This is a genomic window from Metabacillus mangrovi (assembly GCF_009711125.1).
Taxonomy (GTDB): Bacteria; Bacillota; Bacilli; order Bacillales; family Bacillaceae; genus Metabacillus_B; species Metabacillus_B mangrovi.
In genome coordinates this window covers 26,515-42,364 of the sequence record NZ_WMIB01000017.1, presented here as the reverse complement: position 1 = coordinate 42,364, position 15,850 = coordinate 26,515, and the positions used below count along the sequence as shown (strand labels likewise).

Below are 15,850 nucleotides of genomic sequence, written 5' to 3'. Positions count from 1 at the left end.
AGAAGGAAGTGGTCCTATGCAAGAAGTTCTTCAAAGGAAAATAATCCGGACAGACTGGATGAAAGGGGCAGCCCTCACTTTCGCCCTCGCTGCCGCTGCAAAAGCAGTGTCCGGTTTACCTGTGCTTGCCATCCTTGGCCAGCTGGTCATTGCCCTTGGATTGGGAATGGCGTACAGGTCAGTCTTCGGAGTTCCTGAAACGTTCGCTGCAGGTACGGTTTTTTCGAGCAAATTCCTGCTGCGGGCAGGCATTGTCCTGCTCGGGTTAAGGCTTAACTTTTCACATATATACGAGGCAGGCTGGAGCCTGCTGTTCTTATCAGCTCTTCATATCATTTTTGCTTTCACAGTGGTCTATTACCTGGCACGCTGGTTTGGTGCGGAAAAAACGACCGGATTCCTTGCTGCATGCGGGACAGCGATATGCGGCGCGGCGGCTATTGCAGCGATCGCCCCGCAGCTGAAGGCGAACCATGAACAGACAGCCGTCAGCACCGCTGTCATCGCGGTGCTTGGGACGATCTTCACATTAGTTTATACGGTGTTTTATTCTGTCCTGCACCTTTCACCGGATCAGTACGGTTTCTTCGCCGGGTCCACCCTGCATGAAGTAGCCCATGCGGTAGCTGCCGGAGCTGCCGGTGGGCAAACGGCTGCCGACAACGCCATTCTGGCAAAACTGACAAGAGTTGCGTTTTTGGTCCCTGCTGCTTTGCTAATCGGTATGGTTGCCGGGCGAAGAAAAGAAGGGGCAGACCGGAAAGCATTACTTTCTGCATTTCCCTGGTTTATCCTCGGGTTTCTGGGAATGGGTGGCCTCAACACAATAGGAATTATTCCGGAAGAAGCGTCCCGTCTCCTGCTCAGTCTGGCTTATTTTCTGATTGCCATGGCTATGGCAGCGCTGGGTCTGAACGTTCATTTTAAGGCGTTCCGGAAGCTCGGACTCCGTGTTCTCCTGGCCGTCTCAGCCGGATCCTTATTGCTTGCAGGTCTTGGCTACTTTTTAGTCAGGTTCGCTTTATAATTTAAGAAAAAACGGTTAGCACTCTTGATGATAGAGTGCTAATTTCATATACTGGTAGTGGAAAGATTTTTACAACAGAAAGGAAGATCACAATGGAAAAGAAGCAATTCCAGGCAGAGTCCAAGCGTCTGCTGGAGATGATGATCAACTCCATCTACTCCCAAAAAGAGATTTTTTTGCGCGAGCTGATTTCCAATTCCAGCGATGCGATCGACAAAATCTACTACAAAGCGCTGACAGATGACTCCCTCACCTTCAATAAAGAGGACTACTACATAAAGATTTCAGCGGATAAGGAAAAACGTACGTTAACAATCGCTGATACAGGAATCGGAATGACAAAGGAAGAGCTTGAAAGCAACCTCGGAACGATTGCGAAAAGCGGCTCTCTTGCCTTTAAAACAGAAAATGAAGCGAAGGACGGCCATGATATCATCGGACAGTTCGGCGTCGGGTTCTACTCTGCGTTCATGGTGGCAGACACCGTAACGGTTCTGACCAAGCCGCTCGGCAGCGAAGAAGCGTATCTTTGGAAATCGGAAGGCGCGGACGGCTATACGATTGAAACGGCTGAAAAAGAAACCGTCGGCACTGAAATCGTGCTTTTCATCAAGGAGAATTCTGAAGAGGACAATTATGAAGAGTACCTCGAAGAATACCGCCTAAAATCCGTTATCAAAAAATACTCGGACTTCATCCGCTACCCGATCAAGATGGATGTAACCGAAAGCAAACCTAAAGAAGGCAGCGAGGATGAGTTTGAGGACGTTCAGGAAGAGCAGACCGTCAACAGCATGGTGCCGATCTGGAGGAAAAATAAAAATGAACTGAAGGATGAAGATTACGCGAACTTCTACGCAGAAAAGCGCTACGGCTTCGACAAGCCGCTGAAGCACGTTCACATCAGCGTAGACGGGGCTGTCCGCTACAATGCCATTCTGTTCATCCCGGAGCAGACACCGTATGATTACTACTCCAAGGAATTCGAAAAAGGGCTCGAGCTGTATTCCAACGGCGTTCTGATCATGGAGAAATGCTCGGATCTGCTGCCGGATTACTTCAGCTTCGTGAAAGGGATGGTGGATTCAGAAGACTTGTCCCTGAACATCTCCCGTGAAATGCTGCAGCATGACCGCCAGCTGAAGCTGATCGCGAAAAACATCAAAAATAAAATCAAGAGCCAGCTGCTCAGCATGCTGAAGGATGACCGCGAGAACTATGAGAAGTTCTATGCATCCTTTGGCCGCCAGCTGAAATACGGCGTCTACAGCGATTTCGGCGCAAACAAGGAAGACCTTCAGGATCTCCTGATGTTCCATTCTTCCACGGAGAAGAAGCTTGTTTCCCTGGCCGATTACGTTTCCAGAATGCCTGAAGACCAGAAATACATTTATTATGCAGCAGGCGAAAGCAACGAGCGCATTGAAAAGCTTCCGCAAACAGAGATGGTGTCTGAAAAAGGCTACGAGATCCTCTATTTCACAGATGAAGTGGATGAATTCGCCATCCGTATGCTCATGGCTTATAAGGAAAAAGAATTCAAATCCGTTTCCAGCGGCGATCTCGGCATTGAAGACACAGAAGCGGAGAAAACAGAAGAGCAGGACGAAGAAAACAAAGAGCTGTTCGGTCGTATGAAGGAAATCCTCGCCGGCAAGGTGAAGGACGTCCGCGTCTCTAAACGCCTGAAGTCCCACCCGGTCTGCCTGACAGCAGATGGAGACATCTCGATTGAAATGGAAAAAATCCTAAAGGCGATGCCGGATAACCAAAACATCCAGGCAGACAAAATTCTTGAGATCAATCCGAATCACGAAGTGTTCCAATCCCTGAAGGATGCGATCGGCAAAGACGAAGAAAAGCTTGCTCTATACACAAGCCTCCTCTACAATCAGGCCCTTCTCATCGAAGGCCTGCCGATCAAGGATCCGGTTGAATTTACGAACGACATCTGCAGAATCATGGTATAAGAAAACAGGCTGTCCCGGTTGGGGGCAGCCTGTTTTTTCAAAACGAGCGGAGACTAGATTCGTTCTTTCACTAATAAAATGATCGTAGTCTCCTGATGCTACGTATGGTTCATTGCCGTTTTTTCGGCCCCTAAATACTCCACCCGGTTCCTTCCTGTCCGCTTCGCTGCGTATAGGCCTTGGTCAGCCGTTTCATAGAGAAGAGCCGTCGTTTCAGTATTTTCGGGATAGCAGGCTGCTCCAATGGATGCTGTAAGGCGGATGACGGTCCCATCCGGGAGAACGAAAGGCTCCTCTTCAATAGCCCTGCGGATCTTTTCAGCAAGGGCTGCAGCGGATTGAAGATTGCAATTATAGAGAACGATGCTGAATTCTTCCCCGCCGTTTCTGGAAACCTCTTCCTTATCCCTGGATTGAAGCTCAAGCAGCCTCGCAGTCTGTTTTAAGACGGCATCTCCGGCAGGGTGGCCATATGTGTCATTGACCCGCTTGAAGTAATCAAGGTCGATGAGAAGCATAGAGAGGTTCTTGCGTGTTTTGAGAGCTCTCCGTACGGACGTATTCAGTAATTCATCGAAGCGCCGGACGTTATTCAGACCGGTAAGGTAATCTTTGGATGAAATGTTTTTGAGATTGTGAAATTGGATGTTGGAGCGTTTAATATAGTCGGCTACATAGGTAAGGAAAAATCCTGATGGAAGTCCGACCAATAGGATCAGCTGATACAGCTTCAGCAGCTGGCCGCGGTCTTGGAGCACTGTATAATAAGCAATCATAACGACTGCCACGGTAGAAAAATTCATAAGAACGGCTTTCATGAGCCGGTTCAGCTTCGCTTTTGCGATCAGGGTGCAAATCGCAGCAATCATATACAGTGCAGCGACTGCAGTCATCGTAGTAAAACTCCATCCATAGATCGCAATTCGTGCAGCATTGATGATGCTGGCTGACAGAAAGGAAGCAGACATTCCGCCGTACATCGCAGCTAACAGGACAGCAAAGAATCTGAAATCCAAAAGAAGCTGCCCGTCAACAGGAATTGAATAAAAGACCATGAGGAGGGTGCCAAGCACTCCTGCTGTAAGCCCTGTAAAGAGCCGGGTATATACATTTAAATCTGTGGGGTGGTTTCTGAAAATCTGGCCGGCGATAAACAGGAAAGAAGTCAGAATAGCGGTATGGGTGATCAGATCCCGTATCAGCACAGGAAACACTCCCTCCATCGGTTTTACTAGTTCTATTATCCTATTTTGCTGATCGAAAGTCTACTCTGATCTGCGCATTGAGAAAAGTTTGTATTTTACTAGTAAGGATGTAAAAATAAGGGTATATAGTAGGATGTATCTGCGGAATGAGCGAAGCGGGGGGTTAGAATGGACGAATTGAGAGCAAGACTTCAGCAGGCAAAAACAGCTCAATCACAGCTGTCTGCTGAATTCGGTGAATTAGTAAAAATGTATGAAGCACAGGACTACATAAAAGAAAATGAACAGCTGCGGAAGGATTATGAAAATACTTTACAGCAGGCTGAAGAATTGAAAAAGAAAAACCGTGCCGTTCAGGATGAGAACAGCAGGCTCCGTCATGCCTTGCAGGAGCAGATGCTGGATGAGAAGCTCAGCATTCTGAAGGCTTCACGGCAAAAGCTCCGTACATATTTCGGAAAAGAGAGCAATGACCGGGAGAGCCGTCTGCATGATTTGGAGGCAAACGCAAAACGGGATATTCAGCAGCTGAAGGAGCGGGCTTCGAAAAACCTTGGGGACGAAAAGCAGGAAATCCTGGCTGCGCTGGAGCGGTTTTCCGGTATGGTAGAGGAGCGGATCCGTCAGCACAGGGAAGAGCTTAAGAACCGTGAAAAAGAACTGGGCGGCAATTTAGCCGGACAGTATCAGCAGCTCGCGGATGAACAGCTGACTGAAGAGGTGATGCAGAAGCGGATGAAGCAGAATCAGGTCGAAATGAAAATTGGCCTGAGCTGGATCAACCGGATCGGGATTTTACTGATCATCCTTGGTGTTGCCGCAGCCTTCCGGTATACGTATGCCACGTGGTTCAATGATTACTTTAAAGGCGCTACATTCTTCCTTTTGGGCGGCGTTATGCTTGCCGGAGGAGAATGGCTGTACCGTAAAAAGCAGAAAACGTTTGCTCTCGGCCTGATCGGGGGAGGAATTGCCGTCTTGTACGGGTCGATCTTCTTCAGTTATTTCCTGCTGGATATTATCGGGATGGTGCCTGCTTTGCTGCTCTCCGTTCTCGTCACAGCAGCGGCCGTGCTGTTATCCCTGCGCTATCATTCAAGAACGGTCTGCACCTTTGGCTTAATCGGCGGATACATTCCGCTTTACTCCTTTGTTTTTGCCATCGGACTTGAAGGCAGTGCGGTTTTTGCGGCGATGGGCTATGTCCTTTTACTGAATATCTTTATTTTATGGATCTCATTCCAGAGACAATGGAGCATTGTACATTCAATCAGCTTTGTATTGAACATGCCGACCATGCTGTTCTTAATCATTCTGTCCGGAAATGCCGTTTTGGATCTCGGGTACGCGTTCCTGACCTTCCTGCTGTACCTTGGCGTAACGATCGGTTTTTCCTTCAGGCGGAAGGTGCCTCTTCATGTAACAGACGTTCTGCTGCTCGGGTTTAATACCTTTATCAGCTCTGCTGTCACATACGCGCTGTTTTATGAGCTTGACTGGAATCATTTAAGAGGGCTTTTAGCCATTTTGTTTTGTCTTGTTTATTTCGGGCTCGGCCGTTTTGCTGAAAAACGGATGCCGAAGGAAATACAGACGATGCTGCTATTCTACGGCACATCACTGACGTTTGCGGTCCTCGTCATTCCGTTCCAGTTCGGCATGGAGTGGGTATCTATCGGCTGGCTTGCCGAGGCGCTTGTTCTCATGTTTTACGGTCATGCATCGAAAAATAAAATGCTCCAGCAGGCCGGATGGGCGATCTATGCACTTTGTCTCTCCGTCTTCCTGATCGAAGCGGCCGGAAAGCGAATGGGGGCAGACAACCTCGTTCCGTTCTTTGAAATCAAATACACCGCTGTAACAATCGGTCTTCTAGCTGTACCGGTTTATTATTTCATGCAGATGAAAAAGCAGACTGCCTTAACGGCACCGTTCAAATCGTTTCAGAAGGTGCTGGACGGTTTGAAATATGCGGCTGTCGTGAACGTATGGATCTACCTCATCTATGAAGCAGGTCGGATATACCGGGAGAACGTTCCGGGAGACTTTGAGCAGTATACATTCTACGGGGTCATGATGTATGCCTTTATTACCGTCGGACTTGCTTACGCTCTGCCGAAGATTACCCTGCTTTATGACCGGTACGTGCGCTGGTTTGCGGTATTTCTCCATGGGGCCGGCAGTCTGCTCGGGCTTTTTGTAACAGTACTGCTTCCGGTCATGAATCCAGTATTAGCAGAAAATACGTTCACCGAATACATGGCACTCATTTTGTTGCTGGGCTTTAACGTGCTGATTTTCCTGACCGGACGGGATTTGCTGCTCAAATACATCCGTAGCCGGTACATGAATGCAGAAATTTACCCATCCATTCTCAGTGTCTATCTGCTTGTCATTCTGGCAGCCTTCCTTTATGTCCAGTTCCGTCTCGGGGATGTGGGGGTGCTCGTCAGCACGATTTTTCTGGCTGTCTCGATTGGCTATATTTTCTACGGCTTCAGAAAGCAGTACGTCTACGTCAGGAGGATTGGACTCGGGGTCACGCTCCTTGCCACCGCCAAGCTGATCCTGCTTGATTTGGCCTTCCTGACTGAAGGCAGCAAAATCATTGCGTATTTCTGTTTTGGTGTTGCACTTGTGGGCATTTCGTATATGTATCAAAGGGTATCGAGCCGCCAGGAGGACCCATCCAATGTTTCGGCGGATTAAGGGGCTCATATTGGCATCCGTTTTTCTGACTGCTGTCCCTGCTGCAGCAGCAGAGGAACAATGGAAGTATTCTAAGCCGATTCAGACTCCGGAAACCGGAAACTATGTCTCTCTTTTTCTTGATGAAGAGGTGTATGCAGGAGCGAATGAAGATCTATCGGACCTGCGCATCCGGAATGAAAAAGGGAAAGACATCGCGTATTACGTGAATAGCGGCTATATGGACATTTCGGAGGAGGAAACGGTTTACTCTTCCGAAAGCACAGGAAGTATGGAAGAGGATGGAAGCATTTTCTATGATTTTAAGCTGCTCCCGTTAGAAGAAAATACGGACATCAGCGGCGAAATCATTCAAGTGGATCTTCCGGAACCGCCATTTTTATACAAAGTTACCCTATTTGGAAGCTATGACGGCTCCAAATGGGAGCCTGCAGCGGAGGATATTCTATATGATACGGGCGATGCTGTAAAAGATACGATTGAACTTGGGGAGCCGGAGAAATACCGCTACTACCGGCTGCAGGTGAAGGGAAGCAGCAAAGATAAGCCGTTTGACGGTCTTACTCTCCTTCACAGTGAAAAAACAGAAAGCTTTAAACAGTTTCTCAAGCAGAAAAAACCGGAATATAGCATTCAACAGCAGGATTCCGAGACGATCATTACTGTCCGCAATCCGCAAAAGCTGAAAGCGGCCAGCATTTATGTGAAGGCAGACGGCAGCTTTAAAAGACTGGCAGATGTGACGGATAAATCCGGTGCTTGGTTTTTAAAAGGTGAAGAACTGTACAGTGCAGATTTCAAAGAAACCAGCATTCAAAAAACCACTCTTCAGTTCAATGAGCCGGTGGCCTCAGAGGAAATCCTCATTGTGATCGAGAATGGTGACAGCCCGCCGCTGAATATAGAGGAAGTAACGATGGATTATTACATGGACCAGCTCGTTTTTGATAAAAGCGGCAGCAAGTCGGTTTCTTTATATTACGGTTCCCCTGAAGCACAGGCACCTCAATATGATCTGGAGGAATTTAAAAGCTTCATAGAAAAAGAAAAGCCGGTGCAGGCTTCCCTTGGACCTGTAAAAAATCAGCCTGAGCCTGAAAAAGAAGCAGCCCCTGCTCAGGAAAAACAAGAGAATACCGAGTGGTACCAGTCCCAATGGACGTTTAACATCATCATAGGCCTCGTGTCTATTCTGCTCATTGTATTTATCCTGCAGAAAATGAACCGGACCGGCCAGTAAGACAAATGCGGGCACCTTACCATTTTCATTCCTTCCCGCTCCCCGCTATAATGGTCAGTAACTACGATGGAAAGCAGGAATGGCCATGAGTCTTACCTTGCATGCACGATATTTTGATTCGTACCCTTTACTTGCTGTTCTTCCGCTTGGCAAGAAAAATAAAGAAGTCCGTTCAGTTGGGCATAAAACGGAACGTGCTTTGCTGAACCGGGTGCAGGAAGCACTGGATGGACTTCAGCCTGCCGGCGGGAAAGACATTCAGCAGTTTCTTAAACTTGAGGGAAAGGCTTATTTTCCCGTCTTCCTTAATCGCGGGGAAGAGGTGCATCCCCACTTCATGAAGCCTGAATTCTTTTTATGGAATGACTTTTCCAGTGTTCATGGTATCCCAAAGAACAAAGAAGCTTTTTATGATGAAAATTTTGCAGATCTTTCAAAAACAGGGCTGAGCTCTCATATAGAGGAAGTCCTTAGAGACTACCGTTTCCTTGCACGTGTTGCCATGAAAAGCAAAGCAGAGTGGGAATCTGAAATTGAGAAAAGCTATGATCGCCATCCATTTGTGATGCTTGCCAGAGACAAGGAGCCGGTCATACAGGCGGTTGAAAAAATGAACCGCTCCTCGCTTCTGTCCCTGCTCTCCCCGCCAGAAGAAACAGCGTTTTGGCGCCACAGAGTAGAGATTGTCATGCGGCCGTACCGCGAACTTCCGGAGCCTTGCGAGCATGAGAAAGTCCTTTCCTTCGATTCCGAAAGAGAATGGATCATTGAGCTCTGTGAGGATTGCGGAAAAAAGAAATTGTTTCATGTGGAACAAAAAAGGGTTGAACTGGAAGAGGAACCGGATATGGACAAGGCTGTTAAAAGAATCGCCACCATTGAACGGCAATTCAACGAGCTGGCCGGTAACAATGTGCCGCTGATTGAAGCATTGGAAAAGATGGTCCGTTTTAAGCACAAGCTTAGCGGACTGGACGAAGTGCTGCGTTTAAAAGAAAGTCTGTCTAGAAGGCCCGTCCGCTCCAGCCTCCTGGAAGACCCTTTCCTGTCATTTGCAGAAAGACTCCAGCAGACGGCGGTACCGCAGGAACGGCCATCATCTGCCCTTTTATGGTTTGCACAGTTCCGGCTTCCGGACGTTGCCCTCTTAAAAGAAGTCAGGCGGCGTTCTTTGGAAGAGGCTGAGCAGGAACTGCAAACTGTTAAGCAGAAGCTTGAACAGGAAGCAGAGCAAAGTCCATATGATGCTAAAGAAGTGTGCCTGACCGTAAAAGGCAAGGATCTTACATTTGAGCAGGTGTTCAGCATTCTGCAGGAGCTGGGAAATTCACTTCAGAGCCAGCCCCTCCATCTAATCGCACAGCTGCTGAAGGGAAGAACCTCCAGCCAAATACGCGGACAGGAATGGGATCAAACCCCGCTCTACGGATATTTAAGCAGCTGGGAAGAAAAAGACATCCAAAAAGCCTTTAAAAAGCTTGAAAAAGAAGGCTGGATCGAAAAACAGACAAAGGGGTATGAAGCCCTGATCCAAAACCTCGCTTCCAGGTGAAGCGGGGCTTTAGTTTGGATAATAATGGTTTATATTTTGGAGGGAAGAGGGAATAAGGCAGCAGGATATGAGGGAAAGAGAGAGCGAGATGGGATATAAGCTCAGTTTCGTTTTCGCCATACTTGGAAGTATTTTGCTCTTTATTGGGCTTGCAGCAGCGATCTTTCTGTTTTCCATACTCATTTTGTTTGCAGAAGGTGAGCTGACTCAGCCGTTCTGGTTCATAACGGTTATTCTGGGAACCCTCTATCTTTTAATCTTCTATGCTGCCATAAGAGTCTGGATGAAAAAGAAATGGTGGAGCATCTGCTTTCTCCTGTGGGCCCTGATTAGCGGAGCCGGAGCCGGAATCTGTTTTTCTATCCAGCCTCTCGATATAGAAAGTTATTTCTTGCTTTCACTTCCCAGTCTGCTGTTTCTTGCTGCCTTTATTTCTGCGATGACGGGGAAAAGGAAAGAAACCTATAAACTGGAAACGTAAAGGCGGTTTCCTGCTTGTCCGCATTGGAAATGCCCTGTAAACTGTACTGCACATATAAAAAAAGAGCCGTTACCCGGCTCTTTTCTTTCTCTTATCGGTTGCATACAGGACCGCTAAAAGAAGCAGCATGATCCCGGTTAAAGGTGAAGGGATGTGTATGACAGGTTGGGACGGATCGATAAATCCCGTATAAAGACTAACAGAAATAATGGCGAAAGAAACCAGAATCAGAGATGTTTTTAACCAGATCATCGGCATCTCCCATCTATAATGGCCGTTTGATTCATTCTACCATTAAACCCTATCCTTGCTCCCCCTTCCCCGCAATCCTCTCAATCACCTCATGCAGCCCTTCAGGTTTATGAAACTCGATTGGAGAGAATCCTTTTTCAAACGAAATGGTGTCTGCCTCAACGAGCAGCACATAACGGCCGTTTATTTTAGCCAGGTGGATGGAGTCGCCGAATTCAGCGAGGAGTCCTTTGATCTCTGTTTCTCCGAGCTTCATCTTCAGCTGGGCTTCCGGGGTGTGCTCCACGATTTGGGCGGCGGCTTCGATGACCTGGTGGGTGTCGAGGCGCTCCTGGATTTCCCTTTTTTCACTCGCTTCCCAGATTTCCATATCATGCTCGAACTGCTGGCGTTCCTGGCTGTTTTCCTCGAATGTCTCGAGCACATGCTCCTGAACCATCGTCATGACCTGGGTTTTCATGATTTCCGGCATCGATTCGCCATACTCTACATATTTCAGGAAATCTTCAAAGTACCGGGCATGGGAGGCCTGGTGGATTTTGAGTTCGGATTCTTCGGTCATGCCTTCCTCCGGCATATGCGGATACTGGATGGACTTCATGTTTTTAGTGGTGATGGCCATCTCCACTTTATGGATCAGTGCTTTTTCATCGGCGATGGACGCGACCTTCGGCTCGAAGTCACACTTCATGATGAACACAAACGAATCGTCAAAATACTTCCGTGGCACTGCCGAGGCGATCAGAAAAGCGCCGCCCCTGACAGCACTTGTATCAAGATAGGTGCGGACGAGCTGCTCGCTGCCCTCCATGAACGCTTCTTTCGAGTCTGCATAGCGGATCCGGTGCAGCATATTGTAATTCGGATTGGAATCAAGGTCATATCCAGGTTCTACCCCGAAATAGCCGATCTTCGTCGGGACCTGTTCAGAAGCCGGGTGCTTTTCTGCTTTTCTTTTCACAATCCGCTTTAATTCCCCGTCGAGAAAATCCTTAAGTGCACTCGCTTCAAATTCTTCCTGATTGAGTGTCTGATAGTGTTTAAATCGTTTTGAGTCCTGATCCTCAGCCTGAATGACGTAAAATGACAGAAACTTCATGGCAAAATCCATTCTTTTACCTCCCGCTTTCAATTCTTTCAGTATAGAAAACCGGACAGCTTCCGTCAATTTCCCGGCAGCTGTTAAAGAAGCCGCTGCTTCCGTATAATAAAGAGAGACTATGGATGAAAAGGAGCTAACGCTTTGACTATAAACAGCTTTCGAGATTTTGCACTGGACGCAGACATTCTGCGCGCTTTGGACGGACTTGGATACGATGCGCCGACCCATGTACAGGAAAAAGTAATTCCGCACGCGTTGGAGGGAAGGGATCTGGCGGTGAAATCCCGCACAGGAAGCGGGAAGACGGCAGCGTTTGCGATTCCGCTCTGCCAGCTGGCCGATTGGGGGGAGAACAAACCTCAGGCTCTGATCCTGACACCGACGCGGGAGCTTGCCGCTCAAATTAAAGAGGATGTTACGAACATTGGCCGCTTTAAGCGCATTAAGGCTACAGCCGTTTACGGAAAGTCGCCCTTTCACCGGCAGAAGCTTGAGCTGAAGCAAAAAAGCCACGTTGTCGCCGGTACGCCAGGCAGGGTACTGGATCACATTCAGAAAGGGACGCTTGCTCTCGACCGCATCAAATATCTCGTCATCGACGAGGCAGATGAGATGCTGAACATGGGCTTCATCGATCAGGTGGAAGCCATCATTCAGGAGCTGCCTGAAGACCGGACGACGATGGTCTTTTCTGCCACGCTCCCGGCAGATGTGGAGGCCCTCTGCCACCGTTACATGAAGGATCCTCTCGATATTGAGGCAGAGTCAACTGCACAAACCGGCGGAAAAATTGAACATATGCTTTATACAGTCAGTGATGAGAGTAAGTTCAGGCTTCTGAGGGATGTAACCGTTGTGGAAAACCCCGACAGCTGCATCATTTTCTGCCGGACGAAGGACCGGGTGGACGAGCTGTTTGAGTGGCTGGACAGGCTCAGCTACACTGTTGACAAGATCCATGGAGGGATGGTGCAGGAAGATCGGTTTGCCGTTATGAACGAATTCAAGCGGGGCGAGTTCCGTTATCTTGTAGCGACAGATGTGGCAGCGAGGGGAATCGATATCGATAACATATCGCTTGTCATCAGCTACGATCTGCCGCTGGAGAAGGAAAGCTATGTTCACAGGGCAGGCAGGACCGGCCGTGCAGGGCGGTCCGGAAAAGCCATCACCTTTATGGAGCCGGCCGAGGAGAGGTTCAGGGAAGAGATTCAGAATTATACCGGGTTCGTCATTCCGGAATCCTCACCCCCTTCAAAAGAACAAGTGAAGGCGATGCAACGTGCTTTTTCAGCAAAAATGGAAGAAGAGCCGGTAATCAAAAAGGATAAAAGTGAAGCGCTGAACCAGGACATCATGAAGCTTTACTTTAACGGCGGCAAAAAGAAGAAAATCCGTGCTGTTGATTTTGTCGGAACGATTGCAAGAATTGATGGGGTGGAAGCATCCGATATCGGGATTATCACCATTGAGGAGAACGTCTCTTATGTAGAAATACTCAATGGAAAAGGGCCGTATGTGTTAAAAGAAATGAAGCAGAAAACAATCAAGGGAAAGCAGCTCAAGGTACATGAAGCAAGGAAATAATTTTTCCTGATAGTGGAATAAACGTGTTTCGAAAGTCCCTCTTGGTGGTATTTGGATAATAAATAAACTTTAGACCTAGAGAGGACTGTACACGATGAAAAGACGACTAGCCTTATTGCCCGTTTTTACCCTGTTCATGCTTGCTGCCTGTGCGAGCCCGCTGCAGGAAGAGCTGCTAACGTACATTAATGAGGAGCTTCCAGAGCTCAGCAAGGTTGAGGATGAAGTGATGAAAGATTATCAGGAAGTCCTTCAATCCAATGCGGACAATGAGCAAGCCATTGCCGATTCTCTGAAAAGCGACGTGATTCCGGCATACACCAAAATTGCAGATGAAGCCGGAAACCTGACAATAGAAGATGGAGAGCTAAAAAAGCTTCACTCACGCTACATAGATGCCGTCAATGATCGGGTTGACGCATTAGATATGGTCGCTCAGTCGATTGAACAGCAGAATGAGGAACTCTATAATGAAGCAGATGAAAAGCTCAATAAAGCGTCAGAGGATATGAATGCTTTCAATGAAGACCTCGAAGCATATGCACTAGAGAACGATCTTGAGATGGAAGAACCAAAAGAATAACTGCAAAAAAAGGGGCTTGTCCAAATGGATAGGCCTTTTTTATTTTGGGAAAATCAGGTCTGGCCCGCCTACTGGGTTTACAGGCCAGCTTCGCTCATTTTCGGGTTCACGGGCCGGTTCTGTTTTGTGCTATATTAAGGGTAATCCCGAATACTGGAGGTCTTATGAAAGAAACGATCGTTTTCATCCACGGCCTGACCGGTTCCAGGAAAGCCTTCAAGAAACAGATCGATTATTTCAGCCATTTTTACAACACGCATGCTTATGATCTGCTCGGGCATGGGGAAAACCTGGACAAGACGACCGATTTCACTTTGCACGGTCTCGTTTCCCAGCTTGAACAGCTTTTTGAGCAGAAAGAGATAACGAAAGCCCACCTGTGTTCCATCAGCTATGGCTGCTACCCGGCTACCATTTTCGCTGTAAAGCGCAAAGAAAAGGTCCAGAGCCTTTGTTATATCGGAGGCCACTACAATTCTGATTCCCCGCTATCCTATGTGCTGCGTCATTTCAAGGAGAACAGCTACAGCAGCTACAGTGACTGGCTGAAGAGATATTCAAGAGATCTGTTCCCTAACAGCAGTGCAGTCGACCCTTATGCCATTATTTCAACAAGAATTTACTATAGATATGGCCTTCATCTGAAGGAAAACATATTAAAAAGAGCGATCGATCACCGGCTGGACTATGATCTGAAAAAGGACTTAAAACAGATTACGGTTCCTGTCCTGTGGGTCATGGGAGACCACGACAACCTTTTCAAATCGAGTATTATCGACCTGGATGAGGTTATTCCACATGTGTTCTACAAAGAGATCCCCCACACAGGCCATGCCGCCAACATGTTCCGGCCCTTTGCGTTCCGGAGACTTTATGCAGAATTTCTGAGGAAAGGAAAAGGAACCCGATGAGTACATATGAAGAAGTGATGTCAAAGCTTGAAGAACTCGGTACGGAACAGACGAAGAAAACGTTTTTTAATCATGGTGCAAAGGAGCCGATGTACGGCGTCCGGGTCGGAGATATGAAAAAGCACCTTTTGAAAAAGGTGAAAAAAGACCAGGAGCTCGCTTTGAAGCTGTATGAATCAGGAAACAGCGACGCGATGTATCTGGCCGGGCTTGCGGTGAACCCGAAGAAGATGACAAAAGGAGAACTGCAGAAATGGGCGGAGCAGGCTTACTGGTACATGCTCAGCGAATACACGGTCGCTCAAGTAACTGCAGAATCCCCATATGCTTTGGAGCTTGCAAGGGAATGGATGGAGTCCGAGCAGGAAATGATTGCATCCGCCGGTTGGAGTACCTACTCCAATTACCTTTCCATTACTGAGGATTTAATGATTGACGAAGAGGAAGTGAGGAGCCTCCTTCTCAAAATAGAGCAAAGCATTCACGATGAACGCAACCGCGTCCGCTATGTGATGAACGGGTTTGTCATTGCTGCCGGGGGCTTTTACCCGCCGCTGCTGGAAGAATCAAAAAGAGTCGCAGAAGCCATCGGAAAAGTCAAAGTGGACGTCGGGAATACGGCATGCAAGGTGCCTTTGGCGACTGAATACATTGGGAAAATGGAAAAGCGGGACGTCATCGGGAAGAAGAGGAAAACGTGTGTGTGTTAAAAAAAGGACCGGGCAGTGAACCCGGTCCATTTTTTAGTAAGAGCTATGCTTTACTTTTAATCTTAAGCTGATGCCAGAATCTGATTTTGGGCGAGTACAGCTCTTGCTTGTTCATCGGCTGGCTGGTAGCCTTTTTCAATTAGTTCTTTAATGTAAATCTTGTTGTAAATAAAGGAGAAAACGATCGCAGTGACCCACGCTCCAATTCCAAAAGTAAAGGAACCGATTACTGCTTCCGCCAGAAACATAATCAATGCCCATTTCAAATCTCCCCTGAACAAAGCTGGAAGAAATCCGAAAAAGAAAGTAGTCCAGCTAAACCCTACTTTTACTTCTTTCGTCAAGCCTGCAGGGCTTTTCAATAAAACCTTCATCGTGCTCACTATCCTTTAAACGTAGTTAATAATAGAATTTAAAAAGTATATGAGTGCAAACAGCATCTATTATCACGTTACGATTATACTATATTTCCAGCCTTAACATTGGCTGTTTTCCCTGAAATTTGAAAAAGCTCTCTTGCT

General features: G+C 47.5%; 14 protein-coding genes. 10 read left to right on the top strand and 4 right to left on the bottom strand.

What is annotated here, in order from left to right:
* The first annotated feature begins 16 nt into the window (after positions 1 to 16).
* Both GKZ89_RS14965 and htpG read left to right on the top strand, forming a co-directional pair.
* Positions 17 to 1,027: a YeiH family protein gene (locus tag GKZ89_RS14965; RefSeq protein WP_155113215.1), complete on the top strand. Its 1,011-nt coding sequence runs from the start codon at positions 17 to 19 to the stop codon at positions 1,025 to 1,027.
* Between the two features lie 92 nt (positions 1,028 to 1,119).
* Positions 1,120 to 2,997, top strand: a complete 1,878-nt coding sequence (gene htpG, locus GKZ89_RS14960) for a molecular chaperone HtpG (protein ID WP_155113214.1) — start codon at positions 1,120 to 1,122, stop codon at positions 2,995 to 2,997.
* Positions 2,998 to 3,095: 98 nt separating this feature from the next.
* Here the strand turns inward: htpG and GKZ89_RS14955 are convergent, their stop codons facing one another.
* A complete protein-coding gene (locus GKZ89_RS14955) occupies positions 3,096 to 4,202 on the bottom strand; it encodes a diguanylate cyclase (RefSeq protein ID WP_162356930.1) in 1,107 nt (368 codons plus the stop codon).
* A gap of 168 nt (positions 4,203 to 4,370) precedes the next feature.
* Here GKZ89_RS14955 and GKZ89_RS14950 point away from each other — a divergent pair, with 168 nt between their 5' ends.
* The 4 genes from GKZ89_RS14950 (at position 4,371) to GKZ89_RS14935 (ending at position 10,184) form a co-directional block, all read left to right on the top strand.
* Positions 4,371 to 6,911 carry a DUF2339 domain-containing protein gene (locus GKZ89_RS14950; RefSeq protein ID WP_241680275.1) on the top strand — a complete coding sequence of 847 codons (2,541 nt, stop codon included), beginning with the start codon at positions 4,371 to 4,373 and terminating at the stop codon, positions 6,909 to 6,911.
* On the top strand, positions 6,895 to 8,151 hold the full coding sequence (locus GKZ89_RS14945; protein WP_155113212.1) for a DUF3999 family protein: 1,257 nt from the start codon (positions 6,895 to 6,897) through the stop codon (positions 8,149 to 8,151). The genes GKZ89_RS14950 and GKZ89_RS14945 overlap by 17 nt, the downstream gene beginning before the upstream one ends.
* 85 nt (positions 8,152 to 8,236) lie before the next feature.
* The gene (locus GKZ89_RS14940; RefSeq protein ID WP_162356928.1) at positions 8,237 to 9,703 is read left to right on the top strand and encodes an RQC-minor-2 family DNA-binding protein; all 1,467 of its coding nucleotides are present in this window, start codon (positions 8,237 to 8,239) and stop codon (positions 9,701 to 9,703) included.
* Between the two features lie 88 nt (positions 9,704 to 9,791).
* Entirely contained in the window at positions 9,792 to 10,184 is a 393-nt protein-coding gene (locus GKZ89_RS14935) for a hypothetical protein (protein ID WP_155113210.1), read from the top strand.
* 69 nt (positions 10,185 to 10,253) lie between these two features.
* On the opposite strand, the gene GKZ89_RS14930 is transcribed toward GKZ89_RS14935, so the two are convergent.
* On the bottom strand, positions 10,254 to 10,436 hold the full coding sequence (locus GKZ89_RS14930) for a hypothetical protein (protein ID WP_155113209.1): 183 nt from the start codon (positions 10,434 to 10,436) through the stop codon (positions 10,254 to 10,256).
* Between the two features lie 49 nt (positions 10,437 to 10,485).
* Positions 10,486 to 11,547, bottom strand: coding sequence for a DUF3900 domain-containing protein (locus GKZ89_RS14925; protein WP_155113208.1), 1,062 nt, complete (start codon positions 11,545 to 11,547; stop codon positions 10,486 to 10,488).
* Positions 11,548 to 11,679: 132 nt separating this feature from the next.
* Between GKZ89_RS14925 and GKZ89_RS14920 the strand changes: the two genes are divergently transcribed.
* From GKZ89_RS14920 to GKZ89_RS14905, 4 genes are all read left to right on the top strand, one after another.
* On the top strand, positions 11,680 to 13,125 hold the full coding sequence (locus tag GKZ89_RS14920) for a DEAD/DEAH box helicase (protein ID WP_155113207.1): 1,446 nt from the start codon (positions 11,680 to 11,682) through the stop codon (positions 13,123 to 13,125).
* A gap of 94 nt (positions 13,126 to 13,219) precedes the next feature.
* Positions 13,220 to 13,708, top strand: a complete 489-nt coding sequence (locus GKZ89_RS14915; protein ID WP_155113206.1) for a hypothetical protein — start codon at positions 13,220 to 13,222, stop codon at positions 13,706 to 13,708.
* A 164-nt stretch (positions 13,709 to 13,872) separates the two neighbouring features.
* Positions 13,873 to 14,619, top strand: coding sequence for an alpha/beta fold hydrolase (locus GKZ89_RS14910; RefSeq protein ID WP_155113205.1), 747 nt, complete (start codon positions 13,873 to 13,875; stop codon positions 14,617 to 14,619).
* Positions 14,616 to 15,329 carry a DNA alkylation repair protein gene (locus tag GKZ89_RS14905; RefSeq protein WP_155113204.1) on the top strand — a complete coding sequence of 238 codons (714 nt, stop codon included), beginning with the start codon at positions 14,616 to 14,618 and terminating at the stop codon, positions 15,327 to 15,329. The genes GKZ89_RS14910 and GKZ89_RS14905 overlap by 4 nt, the downstream gene beginning before the upstream one ends.
* A gap of 62 nt (positions 15,330 to 15,391) precedes the next feature.
* Here the strand turns inward: GKZ89_RS14905 and GKZ89_RS14900 are convergent, their stop codons facing one another.
* Positions 15,392 to 15,703, bottom strand: a complete 312-nt coding sequence (locus GKZ89_RS14900; protein WP_155113203.1) for a DUF2628 domain-containing protein — start codon at positions 15,701 to 15,703, stop codon at positions 15,392 to 15,394.
* Between the last annotated feature and the right edge of the window lie 147 nt (positions 15,704 to 15,850).

Bases quoted from the DNA above. Each gene is read 5' to 3' on its own strand.
- GKZ89_RS14925 (WP_155113208.1), bottom strand. From the start codon at position 11,547: ATGGATTTTGCCATGAAGTTTCTGTCATTTTACGTCATTCAGGCTGAG.
- htpG (WP_155113214.1), top strand. From the start codon at position 1,120: ATGGAAAAGAAGCAATTCCAGGCAGAGTCCAAGCGTCTGCTGGAGATG.
- GKZ89_RS14905 (WP_155113204.1), top strand. From the start codon at position 14,616: ATGAGTACATATGAAGAAGTGATGTCAAAGCTTGAAGAACTCGGTACG.
- GKZ89_RS14915 (WP_155113206.1), top strand. From the start codon at position 13,220: ATGAAAAGACGACTAGCCTTATTGCCCGTTTTTACCCTGTTCATGCTT.
- GKZ89_RS14945 (WP_155113212.1), top strand. From the start codon at position 6,895: ATGTTTCGGCGGATTAAGGGGCTCATATTGGCATCCGTTTTTCTGACT.
- GKZ89_RS14950 (WP_241680275.1), top strand. From the start codon at position 4,371: ATGGACGAATTGAGAGCAAGACTTCAGCAGGCAAAAACAGCTCAATCA.
- GKZ89_RS14910 (WP_155113205.1), top strand. From the start codon at position 13,873: ATGAAAGAAACGATCGTTTTCATCCACGGCCTGACCGGTTCCAGGAAA.
- GKZ89_RS14940 (WP_162356928.1), top strand. From the start codon at position 8,237: ATGAGTCTTACCTTGCATGCACGATATTTTGATTCGTACCCTTTACTT.
- GKZ89_RS14930 (WP_155113209.1), bottom strand. From the start codon at position 10,436: ATGATCTGGTTAAAAACATCTCTGATTCTGGTTTCTTTCGCCATTATT.
- GKZ89_RS14935 (WP_155113210.1), top strand. From the start codon at position 9,792: ATGGGATATAAGCTCAGTTTCGTTTTCGCCATACTTGGAAGTATTTTG.
- GKZ89_RS14900 (WP_155113203.1), bottom strand. From the start codon at position 15,703: ATGAAGGTTTTATTGAAAAGCCCTGCAGGCTTGACGAAAGAAGTAAAA.
- GKZ89_RS14965 (WP_155113215.1), top strand. From the start codon at position 17: ATGCAAGAAGTTCTTCAAAGGAAAATAATCCGGACAGACTGGATGAAA.